This is a genomic window from Chromohalobacter nigrandesensis (assembly GCF_023061285.1).
In the GTDB taxonomy this organism is placed as follows: domain Bacteria; phylum Pseudomonadota; class Gammaproteobacteria; order Pseudomonadales; family Halomonadaceae; genus Chromohalobacter; species Chromohalobacter nigrandesensis.
This window is the reverse complement of record NZ_JAKGAM010000002.1, coordinates 127,223-144,528: the sequence shown is the minus strand read 5'-3', so window position 1 is coordinate 144,528 and position 17,306 is coordinate 127,223. Positions and strand designations below refer to the sequence as shown.

The 17,306-nt window shown below is 60.9% G+C and carries 17 protein-coding genes; 11 read left to right on the top strand and 6 right to left on the bottom strand.

Annotated features, from left to right (window positions below):
• Positions 1-162 precede the first annotated feature (162 nt).
• A complete protein-coding gene (locus L1073_RS04205; protein WP_246897083.1) occupies positions 163-411 on the top strand; it encodes a hypothetical protein in 249 nt (82 codons plus the stop codon).
• Between the two features lie 86 nt (positions 412-497).
• Here the strand turns inward: L1073_RS04205 and L1073_RS04200 are convergent, their stop codons facing one another.
• Positions 498-1,784: an aromatic ring-hydroxylating oxygenase subunit alpha gene (locus L1073_RS04200; protein WP_246897082.1), complete on the bottom strand. Its 1,287-nt coding sequence runs from the start codon at positions 1,782-1,784 to the stop codon at positions 498-500.
• Positions 1,785-2,073: 289 nt separating this feature from the next.
• Here L1073_RS04200 and L1073_RS04195 point away from each other — a divergent pair, with 289 nt between their 5' ends.
• Positions 2,074-3,180: an FAD-binding oxidoreductase gene (locus L1073_RS04195; RefSeq protein ID WP_246897081.1), complete on the top strand. Its 1,107-nt coding sequence runs from the start codon at positions 2,074-2,076 to the stop codon at positions 3,178-3,180.
• 32 nt (positions 3,181-3,212) lie between these two features.
• On the opposite strand, the gene L1073_RS04190 is transcribed toward L1073_RS04195, so the two are convergent.
• Positions 3,213-3,863 carry a cation efflux transmembrane domain-containing protein gene (locus L1073_RS04190; protein ID WP_246897079.1) on the bottom strand — a complete coding sequence of 217 codons (651 nt, stop codon included), beginning with the start codon at positions 3,861-3,863 and terminating at the stop codon, positions 3,213-3,215.
• Between the two features lie 168 nt (positions 3,864-4,031).
• On the opposite strand from L1073_RS04190, the gene L1073_RS04185 reads away from it, so the two are divergent.
• Both L1073_RS04185 and L1073_RS04180 read left to right on the top strand, forming a co-directional pair.
• Entirely contained in the window at positions 4,032-6,335 is a 2,304-nt protein-coding gene (locus L1073_RS04185) for a CehA/McbA family metallohydrolase (RefSeq protein ID WP_246897078.1), read from the top strand.
• A 351-nt stretch (positions 6,336-6,686) separates the two neighbouring features.
• Positions 6,687-7,415: a tellurite resistance TerB family protein gene (locus L1073_RS04180; protein WP_246897359.1), complete on the top strand. Its 729-nt coding sequence runs from the start codon at positions 6,687-6,689 to the stop codon at positions 7,413-7,415.
• Positions 7,416-7,426: 11 nt separating this feature from the next.
• Here L1073_RS04180 and L1073_RS04175 read toward each other — a convergent pair whose 3' ends face one another.
• Both L1073_RS04175 and L1073_RS04170 read right to left on the bottom strand, forming a co-directional pair.
• Positions 7,427-8,065, bottom strand: coding sequence for a LysE family translocator (locus L1073_RS04175; RefSeq protein WP_246897076.1), 639 nt, complete (start codon positions 8,063-8,065; stop codon positions 7,427-7,429).
• Between the two features lie 33 nt (positions 8,066-8,098).
• On the bottom strand, positions 8,099-8,584 hold the full coding sequence (locus L1073_RS04170) for an HPP family protein (protein ID WP_246897075.1): 486 nt from the start codon (positions 8,582-8,584) through the stop codon (positions 8,099-8,101).
• Between the two features lie 105 nt (positions 8,585-8,689).
• Here L1073_RS04170 and L1073_RS04165 point away from each other — a divergent pair, with 105 nt between their 5' ends.
• The 6 genes from L1073_RS04165 to L1073_RS04140 all read left to right on the top strand — a co-directional run bounded on the left by L1073_RS04165 (position 8,690) and on the right by L1073_RS04140 (position 13,820).
• Entirely contained in the window at positions 8,690-9,280 is a 591-nt protein-coding gene (locus L1073_RS04165; RefSeq protein WP_246897073.1) for a TetR/AcrR family transcriptional regulator, read from the top strand.
• Positions 9,281-9,578: 298 nt separating this feature from the next.
• Positions 9,579-10,385 carry an MBL fold metallo-hydrolase gene (locus tag L1073_RS04160; RefSeq protein ID WP_246897072.1) on the top strand — a complete coding sequence of 269 codons (807 nt, stop codon included), beginning with the start codon at positions 9,579-9,581 and terminating at the stop codon, positions 10,383-10,385.
• Between the two features lie 45 nt (positions 10,386-10,430).
• Positions 10,431-11,036 carry a glutathione transferase GstA gene (gene gstA / locus L1073_RS04155; RefSeq protein WP_246897070.1) on the top strand — a complete coding sequence of 202 codons (606 nt, stop codon included), beginning with the start codon at positions 10,431-10,433 and terminating at the stop codon, positions 11,034-11,036.
• 318 nt (positions 11,037-11,354) lie between these two features.
• Positions 11,355-12,752, top strand: a complete 1,398-nt coding sequence (locus L1073_RS04150; protein ID WP_246897069.1) for a GntP family permease — start codon at positions 11,355-11,357, stop codon at positions 12,750-12,752.
• Between the two features lie 100 nt (positions 12,753-12,852).
• Positions 12,853-13,557 carry a monofunctional biosynthetic peptidoglycan transglycosylase gene (mtgA, locus tag L1073_RS04145; RefSeq protein WP_246897068.1) on the top strand — a complete coding sequence of 235 codons (705 nt, stop codon included), beginning with the start codon at positions 12,853-12,855 and terminating at the stop codon, positions 13,555-13,557.
• Positions 13,554-13,820: a hypothetical protein gene (locus tag L1073_RS04140; protein ID WP_425531564.1), complete on the top strand. Its 267-nt coding sequence runs from the start codon at positions 13,554-13,556 to the stop codon at positions 13,818-13,820. Before mtgA ends, L1073_RS04140 begins: the two co-directional genes overlap by 4 nt.
• Here the strand turns inward: L1073_RS04140 and L1073_RS04135 are convergent.
• Positions 13,804-14,742, bottom strand: coding sequence for a LysR substrate-binding domain-containing protein (locus tag L1073_RS04135; protein WP_246897067.1), 939 nt, complete (start codon positions 14,740-14,742; stop codon positions 13,804-13,806). The genes L1073_RS04140 and L1073_RS04135 overlap by 17 nt on opposite strands.
• Positions 14,743-14,865: 123 nt before the next feature.
• Between L1073_RS04135 and araD1 the strand changes: the two genes are divergently transcribed.
• Positions 14,866-15,873 carry an AraD1 family protein gene (gene araD1, locus L1073_RS04130; protein WP_246897066.1) on the top strand — a complete coding sequence of 336 codons (1,008 nt, stop codon included), beginning with the start codon at positions 14,866-14,868 and terminating at the stop codon, positions 15,871-15,873.
• 112 nt (positions 15,874-15,985) lie between these two features.
• Here araD1 and L1073_RS04125 read toward each other — a convergent pair whose 3' ends face one another.
• Positions 15,986-17,287: a TRAP transporter large permease gene (locus L1073_RS04125; protein WP_246897065.1), complete on the bottom strand. Its 1,302-nt coding sequence runs from the start codon at positions 17,285-17,287 to the stop codon at positions 15,986-15,988.
• Between the last annotated feature and the right edge of the window lie 19 nt (positions 17,288-17,306).

Below are 17,306 nucleotides of genomic sequence, written 5' to 3'. Positions count from 1 at the left end.
TGCACACTGATGGCGGGAGCGGGCATTTTGTCCCCGCTCTCCTAAACTTTGGATAACGTCTCTGGCGACAAGCGTTCGCGCCAGTGGTAAGCCACAACAACGACCATTGCGGCCGCGACAGACGATACTGGCTAGCGCGCGGTCACTCGAGGAGGGAAAGACATGATGCTCGCGGATCTGATCGACGGCGACGACTTTCGCCAGCGCTTGCAGGCACTGGGCGTGCGCATTCCCGACGGCGCGTGTCCTGAAACCTGTGCCCGTATGGCGGCATGCAAATACAACGAAGCCGGTGTGGAAGGCTTGCCCGAAGCCATTCACGACATGTTGCAGCACAGCGATGAAATGCTGCCCTCGGTTCGTCAGGCAATCGACACCCATTTACTGCCTCGCCTGCGGGCGAGCGAATAAGCACAGCCTTTAACGCCCAATATGCCCAACGCCGCGCTGATTTCAGCGCGGCGTTAGCATGCCATACTATTACATGACGCCGGGGGTCAGCCCTGCACGACCTGCAACGAAGGCGTTTCCGATTCCAGGTAGGAGAGCAGGGTTTCGCTGTACCAGTCGACGAAGTCGATCACGCCGAATTCGTAAGTCTCGGAGTAGGGGCCGGGCTGGTAGGCGATGGAGTTGATGCCGCGCTGGTTCTCCTCGGCCAATTGCCGGTCCTGATCGTTGGTGGCGTCCCATACCTTGCGTAGCCACTCTGGGTCGTAGTCGACGCCTTCCTGGGCGTCCTTGCGGACCAGCCACTTGGTGGTCACCAGGGTTTGTTGCGGGCCCAGCGGCAGTACGCGGAAGACTACGGCATGATCGCCCATGAAATGGTTCCAGGAATTGGGCAGGTGCAAAATGCGCAGCGAGCCCATGTCCGGGCTTTGCAGACGCCCCATCAGCTTTCCACAGCCGGGTTTGCCGTCCATCGTCATCGACACGACGCCGTCGATCATCGGTGTACGGGTCAGACGGTTTTGCTTGCCGAACCGTTGAAGCGCCCAGGGCACTTGCTGGCAATCCCAATGCGCTTGCTGGCGGGCGACCAGTTCGCGATAGGCAGGCGTGGCACGTGGGTCGTCGGTGTCGTCGTACTCGATCAGCGAGTTGAGCAGCTCCGGGTGGGCGCCGTTGCAGTGATAGCACTCGCGGTTGTTCTCGATGACCAGTTTCCAGTTGGCCTGCTCGACGATATTCGATTCCGCCGCGACCTTGACGTTGTCCATCTCGTAAGGCGCCAGGTACTCCTCCAGCGTGGCCAGGAAGTCGTCGATGGCCGGCGGCTGCTCGGCGAGGCTGACGAAGATGAAGCCGCCGGCACTCTTCACTGCCACCGGCTTGAGGCCATGTTCGGAAAGATCGAAATTCTCGCCCATGTCCTGCCCGGCGAACAGCAGACGGCCGTCGAGCTCGTAGGTCCATTGATGATAGGGGCAGACCAGCTTGGCGACCTTGCCTTTCTCCTGCGTACACAGCCGCGATCCGCGATGCCGGCACACGTTGTGGAAGGCATGTAGTGTGCCCTGATCGCCACGCACCACGATGATGGGATTGTCGCCGATCTGCGCGGTCAGGTAATTGCCCTTGGCGGGCAGCTCGCAGGTCATGCCGACGAACAGCCACTCATGGGTGAAGATTTCCTGCATATCCAGCGCGAACACGCGTGGGTCGTTATAGAAGGGTTGCGGCAGCGAATACGTGCGCCGACGCTGGCGAAGCATGTCGGCGGTCGCGTCACGCGCGGCGGCCAAGGGATCGTCGAGTGTGGATGTAGCGATCAGATCCATGAAGGCATCCTCTTCCTCTTAGTGCGCCGTGTCGGATAACGGGGGCGCCATGACGTTGGGTGAGTGGGCGTGAGAGGCGTGTATGTCGAGGAGTGTGGCGTATCGCCACTAGTGTGAATTGTCTGCCCGCGACATCCGCCGATGCCGTGACGACGTCAGTTGGCGACTGTCCGCGTGGCGGCGGCTGGAGCAGACATGCGCGTGTCGTTGGCAGGTAAGTGGCCGATGCGGAGGGCGGCCACAATGCGTTTGACAGTCAGATACCGCCGCGCGACCAGGTAGCCATCTCATGAGCTTGAACTACTTCAATCCCGTCACTACTCAGACCTGGACCAATGGGCGCCATAACGTGCGCTGCGTGAAGGTCATCCAGGAAACCTGGGATGTCCGCACCTTCTGCTTCATGGCCGATCAGCCGGTGCTGTTCTTCTTCAAGCCCGGGCAGTTCGTGACCCTGGAACTGGAGATCGACGGCGAGCCGATCATGCGCTCCTACACGATTTCCAGTTCACCCTCGGTGCCCTACAGCTTCTCGATCACGGTCAAGCGCTTGCCCGGTGGGCGTGTTTCCAACTGGCTGCATGACAATCTACAAATCGGCGATGAGCTGGTGGTGCATGGCCCGGTGGGGGATTTCAACGTCATCGACTATCCCGCCGACAAGGTGCTCATGCTCTCCGGTGGCGTCGGGATCACACCTCTGATGTCGATGACGCGCTGGTTCTTCGATACCAACGCCAACGTCGACCTGCAGTTCGTGCACAGTGCGCGCTCGCCGCGCGACATCATCTTCCACCGTGAGCTGGAACATATCTTCTCGCGAATTCCCGATTTTCGGATGCATATCGTCTGCGAGCGCGATGATGAAAACGGCGTGGCCTGGGCAGGATTTCGCGGCTATCTGGTGCAGGCGATGCTCGAATTGATGGCGCCGGATTATCTGGAGCGCGAGATATTCTGCTGCGGCCCCACGCCGTACATGAATGCCATCAAGCAGGTACTGAAGAGCCATGGCTTCGACATGAGCCATTATCACGAGGAGGTGTTCGGCGCCACGCCCGCCGATGTCCGGGCGGATGTGGAGGAACTCGCCGAGCAGGCCGAGGCAGAAATGGAGGCCGTCGATACTGCCGATATGCTGCAGGTCGAATTCAGCAATACTGGCAAGAGCATTCGTATTCTACCCGAGGAAACCGTGCATTCCGCCGCCGCCAAGCTTGGCCTGCATATTCCCAAGGCTTGCGGGATGGGCATCTGCGGGACCTGCAAGGTCAAGAAACTCTCGGGCGACGTCAACATGGAGCACAACGGCGGCATCACCGAGGACGACGAAGCGGATGGCTATATCCTGAGTTGCTGCAGCACGCCCAAGAGCAACGTCGCTATCGAGTTCTGAGAAGAGGCAGAATGCCCCGCGCGAGGCGCCGTTCAACGAGGCTCGGTGGACGGCATGCCGAGTCTCTCTGCCTCGCGCGCTTGGCGCAGCTCGCCGCGTGCCTGACGGGCGATCTTCCACCCGCCGGACAGCGAAAGAAACGCAAACACCCCGCCGACGATCAGGTCGGGCAGGGCGGTGCCGCTGCCGAACACGCCCAGTGCGGCGAGCAGCACCGCTCCGTTGCCGATAACGTCGTTACGCGTGCAGATCCACACGCTTAGCATATTGCTGTCGCCCTCGCGATAGCGCATCAACAGCAGCAGTACCGCGAGGTTGGCGAACAGCGCCAACAACCCTACCGCACCCATGGTGGGTGCATCCGGGTAACTACCCGCCAGCAGGTTATGCAACGTCACGCCCAGCACCACGACACCGAACCCGGCCAGGGTCGCGGCCTTGACCAGCGACGCGCGAGCACGCCAGATCAGGCCCATGCCCAGTACGCCGAGGCTGATGGCGTAATTCGCCGCATCGCCGAGGAAATCGAGCGAGTCGGCCATCAGCGAAGTCGAATCCGCCTTCATGCCTGCCAGCATCTCGACGCCGAACATTACCGCGTTGACGAGCAGCGCAATCCACAGCACGCGCCGGTAACGCGGCGTTGATTGTGGAGAAGGGGAAGAACCGCAGCAGCATGCCATGAGAAAACCTCGTATCGTTCGTCGGCCAATATATTTCGATTCTACAACCCTGGAGTGCGCTTCAGGGCAAGCGCTCGTTCGCAAGCGAGCGTAATTTGAACGCACAATCAAAATTATGAATAATGGAAAGGACAGTTTTGGATAATAATTCAATATCAGAGGAGTCTCATGACACATTTTCGATGGCACCTCGCGCCGCTGGCGGCACTGACGCTGGGCGCCGCCTCGCTGGCGCAGGCCGATGTCAGTGTTACGCGCGGCGCGACCGACATTCCCGATGGCGAGGCGACTAACGCCGAAGACATTACCGTTGCCAACGACAAGCTGGCCTTCGCGCTGGCCGTCGAGTCGCGGCCACCTTGGGGCGTGCCGCGTGGCACCCTGGTCGACCTGGCGGCGGTGAAGGCCGGCGAGATCGATCTCGATCGCGTCGCCTTCGCCGACTTCATCCCCAACAACTGGTCCGCCTGGCCCAACGACGGCAAGAAGGTCGAGGTCGTTGAGAAGTCGCCCGAGCGCGCGGTGATCCGCGTCAGCCGCAATTTCGGCGAGACGATGGTCAAGACGACCTACACGCTGGACGCCGACAGCGACCGCGTGCATCTGGAAACGGTGCTCGACAACCAGGGCGACGAGCCGCTGGAAGCCATTCGCTCCGGCTTCACGCTATGGCCGGATACCGGCTATCTGTTTGGCGTACCCGGCCTGGGCGACGCCAAGGAAACCGAGGCCAGCGACGCGCTCACCGACCGCATGGTCGCCTATGACCAGGGCTGGGCCTTCGCCCTGCATGCGCCGTATTTCGACCGCATCAATTACGAAGGCCAGGACATGTACCTCGAGCACAGCCTGAAGGCCGGCGAGTCGCGCAGTTTCGAGGGCTGGTTGCAGGTGGTGCCGGAAGGCGATCTGTCGCCGGTGGTGGCCAGCGAGATAGAGCGCAAGAATCTCGATAGCGGCGAGATTCACGGCCAACTACGCGATGGCGACGGCGAAGCACCCGCCAATGGCCTGGTAATGATCGAGAAGGAAGGCGCGCCCTACGCCTGGACGCTGGCCGACGACGGCAAGTTCTCGATGCCGCTGCCGGCAGGCGAGTATCAGGCCTACGCCACTGCGGAAGGCTTCGCCAACGCCGAGCCGGTCGAACTGAATGTCACCACCGGCAGCGAGCGCGAGCTGACCTTTGACGACATGCGCGGCCCCGGCACCTTGTCGCTGGATATTCGCGGCGCCGACAACGACACCCCGCGCGATGCACGGCTGACCGTGCTCGAAGGCCAGCAGCCGCCGGTGGAATTCCTCGGCAAGCAGACCTTCTTTACCGAACTCGACCCGGCCGGGCATGCCGAGCTCAAGCTGGCGCCTGGCGATTACCGCCTGGGCGTCAACGCCGGCGCCGGCTTTACGGCGCGTGAGCAGACGCTGGAAGTCAGCCTCGAAACCGGCGAAGAGATAGACAAGACCGTCGAGATCGAGCGTCTCGTCGAACCCAACGACGAACACTGGTACGGCGCCGATCTCCACCACCACGCCAATGTGCTGGAAGGCACCACGCCGCCGGACATGGTAGTGCGTGCGCAGTTGGCCACGGATCTCGACCTGACCTTCATCAGCGATCACGACTCCACTACCAACCACGACACCTTCCGCGAGCTCTCCGCCGAGCGCGGCGTGCCGTTCATTCCCTCCATCGAGATTTCGCCCTCGTGGGGCCACATGAATCCGTTCCCCATCGAAATGAACGGTGAGCTCGACGTCGACCCCGGCACCGATGACGTGCAGGACATCGTCGCCGATGCGCACCGCCTGGGTGCCGAGGTGATTCCCATGAATCACCCGTACAACGCCTACGGTTATCTGCAGAATTTGGGTGATGGCAAGGTGCCCGGCGGCTTCACTACGGGCTTCGATCTGCTCGAGCTGAACGCCGAGGTAGATAATGCGCCGACCTTGAAGGCTGCACACCGTTTGTGGGACCAAGGCACGCGTGTGTACTTCACGGCGGGTACCGATACTCATGACGCCTGGAACGACCTTACCGGCCGCATCCGCATGATGGGCTACGTGCCTGGCGAACTGAGCCCGCGCGCCTTCGCCCGAGCCCTCAAGGACGGCCATGGCTATGCGACCCAGGGGCCGCTGCTGTTCCCGGAGAACCACATGTTCGGTGACAGCCTGCGCCTGGTGGAAGACGCCAAGGGCGAATGGACGGTGAACGCCACCGCCGTCAATGGCCTCGAGGAAGCGCGCCTGATCGGCGAGGGCGGCGAGGTGATTGCCACGCAATCCCTCGACGGCACTGACGCGACGTTGACCTTCGAGATTCCCGGCGACGCTGAGGGCTGGGTCGCGCTGGAAGTCGACGATGCCGATGGCGACATCGCCTGGACGAATCCGCTATGGATCGAGCGCTCCAGCAAGGCCGACTATCTCGGTGACAAAGACGGCGACGACGAGGAAGATGCCTGATCGCGCGATCCGGCCCGCGTCACCACAACTACGATAATGCGCCGTCAAGACCCCTGTTCAAAGGGGCTTCAAGGGAATGCCACGCCTTCGGGTGTGGCTTTTTTGTGGAAGGGAAACGGCGTGGCGATCTCGCTAAAAGCAACGGTGTCGGCACTAGTGTCAGGATGTCCCGCTTCGTTGAGGCAGCGTTGATCACGTTCTTGCTATGCTCTACGAACTCAAGGTGTCTACATCGGTCCGTATTGATGTGTGGGCCCGTCGTCAGGGAAGCCTGTTGAATTAAAAAGCACCGTCTGCATAAAGATCGATCCGTTAAACAGCGTTGTCAGTGACTACCGAAGGAGTCGAGGGATGAACGCAAGCAAAATACTGCAGCAATTGATGCAACAAGCCGGTGGCAGTCAGAAGGGCAGCGGTGTCGATGTAAAAGGCATGTTGGGTGGCCTCTCGAAACAACTGGGCGGCAATGCCTCAGGTGATAAATCCAGCGGTGGGTCTTCGGGCGGCTTCGATATGAAAAGCCTGCTCGGCGGCGGTGCCATGGGCATGCTGGTCGGCTCCAAGCGGGGCCGCAAGCTGGGCGGTAAAGCACTCAAATACGGTGCTATTGCCGGTGTCGGCGTATTGGCCTGGAAAGCGTGGCAAAGTTCTCAAAACAAAAATTCGGGCAGCGAGCCACAAGCCGCTGGCGAGGGCGAGCGTGTCGAGACGCTCAATGGCGAGTACCAGGAGCGGCGGAGTCTGGAATTATTGCAGGCAATGATCATGGCGGCCCGAGCCGATGGCCACATCGACGAGCAAGAACAGGCGATGATCACCGAGCAGATCGATGCATTAGGGGCCGATGACGAAATGCACCGCTGGGTCGAACAACAGCTAAATGCGCCGCTGGATGCCAAAGCGCTGGCCCGTGAAGCGGACTCGCCCCAAGCGGCGCGGGAAATGTATCTAATCAGCGTCGCCGTGATCGATGAACAAAACCCGATGGAACGCGCCTGGCTCGATCAATTGGCCAGTGCCCTTGATTTGCCTCAAGAGATGACCGTCGAACTTGAAAACCAGGCACAGCAGGCCGGTTAATGCCCGGATCTTCAGCGATGCGAGGCTGCCAAGGTCCCACCGGCGGCGATGAACAAGCTGCCCGTGGTGCGATTGAAGAGCTTCACGCGGCGCGGACTATGGAACCAGCGACCGATCCCCGACCCCATCGTGGCGTAGCTCGACATGGTGGCGAGGTCGATGGCCAACCAGGTCAGCGACAGGATCGCGAATTGCGGCAGTTGCGGGGCGCCGAGGTCGATGAAGCCGGGAAACAATGCGCCGAAGAAGAGCAGGTCCTTGGGGTTGCTGATACCCACTGTAAAACCGCGCCGGAAGAGGGCTCTCGTGCTGGTGCGCTCGACGTGCTGTGGGCTCTGCGCGGTATCGTCCGTCATCGACGCCGTCACCGGTGCGCGCCAGGCCAGCACGCCCAGATAGATCAAGTACGCCGCGCCTACACCCTTGAGCAACGTGAAGGCGAGCTCCGACGTGGCCAGAATCGCCCCCAGCCCTAACGACGACAGCCCCATGAGCACCAGCGATGCCGTCGCCCCACCGATCACCGTCGCCAGTGCACGTTGGCGACCATGGCGCAGCCCATGATGCATGCATAACAAGGCCACCGGGCCGGGAAAGGCGATCAATGCGGCGATAACGCCGACATAGGTCAACCACGTCGTCAGTTCCATGGAACTAATCTCCGTTCATGAGTGAGCAGCTTTTTATGAATGAGCGCGAATGGCCGCCGGATATTCGTGACGGCTGATCAAGCGATGATATAGCAAACCGAATCCTAATATAGCCAAAGCACCCACTCCTACGGGAAAAACTAAAAACTGCCAAGACTGGCCGGTTAACATGATTACGAGCGGGTTGGCGCCAGCGGGTGGGTGAGTGGTTTTGGTCATCAGCATGAAAAAGACGCCCAATCCTACCGCGAGCCCTAGTGACAGCGGCGTCACGCCTAAGGCATGCAGAATGATGACACCTACCATGGAAGTGATGAGATGCCCAAACAGTATATTACGGGGCTGGGCGAGAGGGCTTGAGGGCAAGCCGAACAAGATCACCATCGTCGCTCCAAATGGCGCCATCAACCACATTATCGATGTGTCGAGATGTTCAAGATAGGCAAGCAGCGTGATGCACGCCATGGCGCCGAATCCCGCAATGGCGGCTGAAAAGATAGGAGGGAGGAGAGATTTCATGGAGCCGACTCCTGAAGGTGGATGTATACCGATCTGTCTACTTGTGTATGGTAGACAGATCGGTATACAAATATCAAGCTATGTTGATCCACGGGGAGCAGGGCTTTGTCTCAAGCAAGCAACAGATTGGAAAAACGTGACCAACTGATCTCCACGGCGTTTTCACTTTTTTATCGCTATGGCATACATGCCGTCGGTATCAATCAGGTTATCGACGTGGCGGGAGTCGCAAAAAGAACGCTGTATCACCACTTCGATAGCAAAGAAGCATTGATCGCGGCGACGCTGGTGTATCGAGATCAGCAATTCCGCACATGGCTTGAAGCACGCATAGAGCAGGCGCCGCCAGGAGAAGGTGCGCTTTTAGCGGTATTCGATGCGCTAGATGACTGGTTCAACGAGCGTGACGAGGCCATCATGCCGTTCCATGGGTGCTTCTTCATCAATACCTGCGCGGAATACACCGACCCGCAGAACGTTCATCATCAGCAGTGCCAAACGCATAAGCGCCTTGTGCGTGAGATGCTATTTCGTCATGCATACCAGGTTAATGCCGAGAGAGCCGACGAATTATCTCAAGAACTCGTCTTTCTAAAGGAAGGCGCGATTGTCCAGGCGCATGTCATGGCGGACCCTCAAGCGGCTCTCGTTGCCAAGGGCATGGCCAAGCGTCTACTCCAGTCGTATGCGACATAGCTTGGAGCGCGCCCGTCGTGTCGACACGCTGAAACCGACCGGCAACATCACCGGGCTTGGAGATCGACCTTCGTCGGGCATAGAGTGAGACAGGCGCGGCGCATGACCGCTCTGGCGGCATAAGCCGCCCTGGCCAAGAAACAAGTCAATGCTCACTCTCAACCGGGTGCCGAGAAACGCCGGTTTTTGTATTGATGATCGGTGACATGCGTTGGAGGTGAGTCATTACTAATCTAGCTCCAGCCCCGCCCTTCACCCACACTCGTTCCAAGCGCTAACGCGAGGGAGGGACAGGATAATGTTACCAGGATTTCTATGTGCGACATGCGGGGTGCAGTACCCCGCGAGCGAGACACCGCCGTCGCGGTGTCCGGTGTGTGAGGACGAGCGGCAGTACGTGCCGGCATCGGGCCAGCAGTGGACGACGCCGGCGGCGTTAATGGCGGGGCATACCAATACCTTTCGCGAGATGGCGCCGGATCTACTAGCGTTGGGCACGGTACCGAAATTCGCCATCGGCCAGCGGGCGTTCTTGTTGCGCACGCCGCAGGGCAATGTGCTGTGGGATTGCCTGAGCCTGCTGGACGCGGCGACGGTCACGTTGATCGAGGCGCTGGGCGGGCTAAAGGCTATCGTCATTTCGCATCCGCATTACTACGCCACCATGGCGAGCTGGGGCCGCGCGTTCGAGTGCCCGGTGTACGTGCACGCGGCGGACCGCGAGTGGATCATGGTGCCGGACGAGGCGCTGCATCCGTGGGAGGGCGAGACACTGGAGGTGCTACCGGGGATAACGGCGCACCGCCTGGGCGGGCATTTCCCCGGCGCCAGCGTGCTGCATTGGGAAGCACGGGGGCTATTGTTGACGGGAGACACGCTGCTGGTGACGCCGGACCGCATGGCGTCGTTCATGTGGTCGTATCCCAATAACATTCCGCTGCCTGCCGATGAGGTGTCACGCATCGGCGAACGCTTGCGCACTCTGGAATTCGAGGCCGCCTACGCGGCATTCTGGGGCAGTGAGATCATCGGCGATGCCAGCACCGTGGTGGCTCTGTCGGTGGCACGTCATTGCCAGGCATTGAGGGTGTCTCGGGAGAAGTGAACGCACACCTTTGCAACACGATATGACAATCTTGGAGCGCATGATATGAAGCTGTATCTCAAGCCGGGTAGCTGTGCGATGGCCGTGCACATCGCGCTGGAAGAGGCCGAGTTGACCTACGAGATCGAGAAAGTGGATCTGGTCGCCAAGAAGACGGAGAGCGGCGAGGATTACCTGGCGATCAGTCCCAACGGTTACGTACCCGCCCTGGTGCTGGACGACGGCGAGGTGATGACCGAGGCGGCGGCGATTCTTCTCTACGTCGCCAATGTCGTGCCGGAGGCGAAGTTGGCGCCCACGCCGGGGAGCAAGGCGTATTTTGAACTATTGAGCCAGCTGGTATTTATCTCCACCGAATTGCACAAGAACTTCAGCCCCTTCTTCAAGCCCAATAGTGGCGACACCTGGCGCAACATCGCGCAGAAGAACCTCGAGACGCGCCTGTCGCTGATGAACGAGCGCCTGGCGTCGCGCGACTACGTGGTGGGCGAGCACTTCAGCGTCGCGGACGCCTACCTGTTTACGGTCCTCGGCTGGGCGCGGGTGGTGGATATTTCACTGGACGCGTGGCCCCATCTGCAGCGCTTCGTGGCGCGCATCGCCGAGCGAGGCTCGGTTCAGCGCGCCATGCAGGCCGAAGGCTTGAAATGAGCGATCGCTTGCGCTCGGCCCGTGCGATCAGTCGTGATCGCGCGGTTCGGCGTCGCTGACGTCGATATCCACCTCGACCATCATCCCCGGGCCGATGCGGGTTTCCTGAGGTAGCCCCACGCTGCGCTGCAGACTTTGGTCTTACGTCTTTGGTCGACTGTGATGGGTGTGATCCCCAATACTTAGGGGGCGTATGAATATGATGATCGAATAGATATCACTTTTAGCCACAAAACACATTAGATGGCTATCGGTAAACGCATTAGGTTGTCGTCTCGCCGTCGCTGAGCGGCGTTCAGCCACCAATGCGAGGACCGTATGGACACCGCATTCGCTTTCTCTCTATCGACGCCGGGTCTGCTTGCAGTGGCCGCCGGGGCGATCGCCATCCTGCTATTTCTGATTATCAAGGTGAAGCTGCATCCCTTCCTTGCCCTGGTAATCGTGAGTATTGCCACGGCGCTGGCGACCGGCGTGACCGTAGACGATTTGCTCTCGACACTGCTTTCCGGTTTCGGCGAGACCCTGGGCAACGTGGCATTGTTGATCGGTTTCGGTGCGATTCTCGGTCGTATCGTGGCGATCTCGGGTGGCGCCAAGGTATTGGCGGATACCCTGATTCGAATCTGCGGTAAGGACAAAGCGCCACTGGGGCTGTCCATCGCCAGTTTATTGTTCGGCTTTCCGATCTTTCTGGATGCCGCCTTCGTGGTGATGCTGCCGGTGATCTATTCCATCGCGCGCGAGCTGCGCGGCTCGTTACTGATCTATGCGTTGCCGGCGGCGGGTGCGTTTCTGGTGATGCACGCTTTGGTACCGCCGCACCCCGGCCCGGTGGCGGCAGCGGTCTTCCTTGAGGGCGACATCGGCATGGTGCTGCTGGTGGCGCTTATCGTGGGGCTGCCGACCTGGTATCTGGCGGGCTATCAGCTATCGCTGTGGCTGGCCAAGCGTACGCCGTTTCATCCGGTACCGGACTTGATGGGCGGCGCCGACAGCGACGAAGTCGAGCGCACCACGCTGCCGCGTTTCTCGACGATTCTGCTGGTGTTGCTGTTGCCGCTGGTGCTGATCTTCATGAATACCGGCATCACCACTCTGATCAGCGCGGGTACCTTGCCGGAAGACAATCCCGTGCTTGGCGCGCTGACGCTGATCGGCGAGACGCCGGTGGCGTTGCTGATCAGCTTGTGCCTGGCAATGTGGCTGTTGCTGTTGCGCGGCCATGAGAAAGGCGCCATGGGCGCCGTCAACGAGACCATCGAGAAAGCGCTGGCTCCGGTGTGCAGCATCATCCTGATCACCGGCGCGGGCGGCATGTTCGGTGGCGTGCTCACCGCCAGTGGTATCGGCGAGGCATTGGCCGATAGCCTGCAGACACTGGGGCTGCCCATCCTCGTGGCGGGGTATGTGATCGCGGCGGTGATCCGCATCGCGCAAGGCTCGGCGACGGTTGCCGGGACCACAGCGGCTGGTATTCTCGCCCCGGCGGTGCTCGACTCCTCGCTGAGTGGCATGCCGCTGGCATGTGTCGTGGTCGCCGTGGTGGCGGGCGCCATTGGCTATTCGCACGTCAACGATTCCGGCTTCTGGCTGGTCGGGCGTTTCCTGGGCATGGAAACCAAGACCATGCTCAAGACCTGGAGCGTGGTTTCCACAGCGATTTCGCTGATGGCCTTCGGTCTCGCCTGGATACTCTTCGCCGTGCTGACGTAAGCACCGTCAAAGCCGCCGCCGAACGTGCGGCGGCGGCATGCCAGCGAACAGGCCTGATATACTCCTTCGTCATGATGCTGCGACCCAATAAGGCTAACGCATGACGCGGGATTGGCTGCGCAGGGGACTGCGCTTTTTGTTGTTCGTAATACTCGGCTTCGTGGGGCTGTCGGTGCTCCTGGTGCTGGTGTTTCGCGTGGTGCCGGTATTCGGTTCAACGGTGATGCTGGAACGCAAGATCGAGTCGTGGGTGAGCGGTGAACCGATCACGATTCAGCAGCAGTGGCGGCCGTGGGCGTCGCTTTCCGACAATGCCAAGCTGGCGGTGATCGCTTCCGAGGACCAGCGCTTTCCCATGCATCACGGCTTCGATTTCGATCAGATGCAGAAGGCGCTCGACGCTTGGTTCAGTGGCGATAGCCTGCGCGGTGCCAGCACCATCAGCCAGCAGACCGCCAAGAATCTGTTCCTGTGGACCGGGCGGACCTGGGTGCGCAAGGGCTTCGAAGCCTGGTTTACGGTATTGATCGAACTTCTGTGGCCCAAGGAGCGCATCCTCGAGGTGTATCTCAATGTGGTGGAGTGGGATAGTGGCGTGTTCGGTCTCGAAGCCGCTGCGCAGCATTATTTTGGGGTGAGCGCGGACCAGCTTACTGCAGCGCAGGCGAGCCGCTTGGCGGCGATTCTGCCCAATCCGCGCGAGTGGAGTGCATCGCGGCCGTCGGCGTATATTCAGCAGCGTAGCCGGTGGATTCAGCGGCAAATGCGTCAGTTGGGCGGCAGCGCCTACCTTGAGCGCCTGTGAGCGCTGGCATCCCGGTCAGGAATGGATCTGGGAGGCTGGCGGCTTGGGTGTGTTCGACCCCGGCGTTCCGCGATGTGCATGATGCCGAGTATCCCGGACTCTACGCACGCTTTGCCGAGCTCATCGCCAATGGCGAGAGCGATGTCGATGTGGCACCGCTACGCCATGTCGCCGATGCCTTCCTGCTCGGTCAGCGCGTCGAGGTGGGGGCCTTCCACGAGTGGTCGCATCTTTTTTGGGTACGATTCAGTGCCCGCGGATGATCTCGCGCAGGGTCGACATCAACGCCGCCGCGCCGGGTGAGAGGCGCTGTTCGCGTAGACTGACCAGGCCGTAGGGTTGCACGCTCAACGCCTCCGGAAATGGCAGGATGCGAAAGCGCGGTTGGTCGCAGAGCAGCTCCGCGACCTGCCGCGTGGTGACCGTCACGGTATCCGATTTATCGACCATGGCCAGCGCCACGAGGATGTCCGGCGTGTCGATGATCTGACGCGGCAACGCTACGCCGTGATGCAGGAACAGATGGTCGACCCGCTGGCGCATCAAGGCACCGGGTGGTTGCAATACCCAGGGGTAGTCGACCATCGCCTCCAGGCTCAGCGACTCGCGTTGGGCCAATGGATGGTCGGCGCGGCACACGAAGCATAGCGCCTCCTCGCCGATCTCTTCGAAGACGAAATCGCCCGCCGGAAGCGTCGAGGGAATCCGCGCGATAGCGAAATCGAACTCGCCCTCCATGAGACGCGGAATCAGCTCGTGGCTGACATCCACGTCGATGCTGACCTTGAGGTTAGGGCGGTCGCGATGCACGTGCTCCACCGCGCTGGTCAGCAGCGTGACGGCGGGTGCCATCACCGTGCCCACCGAGACACTCCCCGCGCTGCCCGCATGCAATGCGTTCAATTCGTCGCCCGCCTGGTGGAGCGACGAGATGATGCCGCGCGCGTGTCGAATCACCGTCTCGCCGTACCAGTTGGGGGCGATGCCGCGCGGGTGTCGGTCGAACAGCACGAGGCCGAGCTGGCCTTCCAGTTCCCCCAGCAGCTTGGACGCCGCCGGCTGACTCATTCCCAGGCGCTCGGCGGCGCGGTGCAGGTTGCGCAACTCGTCCAGTGCGATGAATAGCTGTAAATGGCGCAACTTTAGTCGCACCTTCATGAACCAGTCAGTGGGCAAGGAGCTCATTATGTCTGGCCTCAGGACAAAACAATAACAAAATGGATATCGGTATTTCTGTCAAGAGCCATTAGTAGGTTATATGTAAAAACGTTACCGTAGACTGCAAAGTACTTCAGGAGAGCCCATTACATGCAACTCGCACAAGCCAGAATCGACAGTGGAGACCGTGTGGTCCTGGCGATCGACGATGACCCGACTCAGGCTCGCCGCCTGGAAGGCGTGGAAAGCGTGCATGCCCTGGCGCTCACGGCGCTTGAGCGTGGCGTCGGGCTGTCCGCGCTGATCGATGAGTGGCCGGGAGACGCACGCGTTGATGCTGTGGCGTTGTCCGATAAAGGGCAACTGTTGGCGCCGCTCGATCATCCCGATCCGGCACACTTGTTGGTCACCGGCACCGGGCTGACGCATCTCGGCAGCGCCGAGGGTCGCGACAAGATGCACCGTCAGATGAACGAGGCGGACCAGAGCGAAGCGCCGCTCACCGACTCGATGAAGATGTTCCGCAAGGGACTCGAGGGCGGCAAGCCGGCCGGCGATGATTTCGGCGTACAGCCGGAGTGGTTCTACAAGGGCGACGGCGGCATCGTCATGGCGCCGGGCGAGGCTCTGAACATGCCGCATTTCGCGCTGGATGGCGGCGAGGAACCGGAAGTCGCCGGCCTGTACCTTATCGACAACAACGGTGTGCCGCGTCGCATCGGCTATGCGCTGGGCAACGAGTTCTCTGATCACGTCACCGAGCGCGAGAATTACCTGTACCTGGCGCATTCCAAGCTGCGTGTCTGTTCCTTCGGGCCGACGCTGCTCGTCGACGAACTCCCCAGCGACGTGCAAGGCACCTCGCGCATCCGGCGCGATGGCGGTGTTCTATGGGAGAAGCCGTTCATCTCCGGCGAGGACAACATGTGCCACAGCCTCGCCAATCTCGAGGCGCATCATTTCAAGTACGCGCAGTTCTGCCGCCCGGGGGACGTACATGTACATTTCTTCGGCACCGCGACGCTGAGCTTCAGCGACGGCATCAGCGCCCAGCCGGGGGATGTCTTCGAGATCGACGCCAAGCCGTTCGCCTTGCCGCTGCGCAATCCGCTGGCCAAGGACGCCACCGCGCCGGTGCCGCGCGTCAAACCTTTGTAAGTCTGGTGGGTAAGCCCCGCGAGCCAACCTCTCGAGCCCTTTCGGCTCGATATAACAACGGCCGCTGGAGCATTCCAGCGGCCGTTGGCGTTGAGGCGGGGAAAGACGTCGGTCAGTTCATCGCTTGTGGCAGGTAGAGCACGATCTCGGGGAACAGGTGCAAAAACACCACGGCGAGGATCATCAGCAGGAAGAACGGCAGGGTAGCGCGGGTGATGGTGATGATGTCCTTGCCGATGAGGCCCTGAATGACGAACAGGTTGAAGCCGACCGGTGGTGTGATCTGTGACATCTCCACTACGATGACCAAGTAGATGCCGAACCAGATCAGGTCGATGCCCGCGCCTTCGATCAGCGGCATGATGATCGACGTGACCAGCAGGATCAGCGAGATGCCGTCGAGGAAACAGCCCAGCACCAACAGAAAGAGCGTCAGCACCACCAGCAGCATGGTCGGTGAAAGCCCCATCTCGGTGATAGCGTTGGCCAGTTGCATGGGCAGTTGCGTGAAACTTAGCGCCGAGGACAGAAACGAGGCGCCGGCAATGATGAAGGCGATCATGCAGGCCGTGCGTAGCGCCGCGAAGAGTGAATCGAGGAAGATGGCCTTGTTGAAATGACCGTTGCCTCGCGCGATCAGCATCGAGAGCACCACGCCCACGGCGGCGGCTTCGGTCGGCGATGCGAGCCCGCCGTAGATGCTGCCCAGGATGCCACCGATGAGTACTAGCAGCGGTATCAACTGAGCGCTGTTGCGGATTTTCGATATCAGTGGCATGCGGGCCTCTGCCTGCCCGGCACGCTGCTGGCGGTTGCCGATTAGTAACGACCAGCCGATCAGGTAGGTCATGAATAGGCCCAGCAACAGCAGGCCGGGCCCGATACCCGCCATGAACAGCCGCGAGATGGACTGCTCGGTCACTACGCCGTAGACGATCATCATGATCGAGGGTGGAATCAGCAGGCCCAGCGTTGAGGCGCTGGCCAGCGTGCCGATGGCAAGGTTGCCGTCGTAGCCGCGGCGTTCCAGCTCGGGCAGCGTCATCTTGCCGACCGTGGCGCAGGTTGCCGCCGAGGAGCCGCATACGGCGGCGAACAGGCCGCTGCCGATGATATTGGAGTGCAGCAAGCGTCCCGGCAGGCGGTTGAGCCAGGGCGCCAGGGCACGAAACATGTTGTCGGCAAGACCCGAGCGAAACAGGATTTCGCCCATCCACACGAACATTGGCAGAGCGGTCAAATCCCAGCCGTAGCTGGCGCCCCAGAAGTCGGACGCCAGGATGGGTCCGGGCTCGAAGCTGCCGAAGAACGTCAGCGCGATCCAGCCGGTACCCAGCAGGGCAAAGGCGATCCACACGCCGCCGCCGAGTAGCAGCGCCAGGGCGAGGATCGTGACGAGGGTAAGGGTCAGCATGACAAGGCATCCTCTCGCG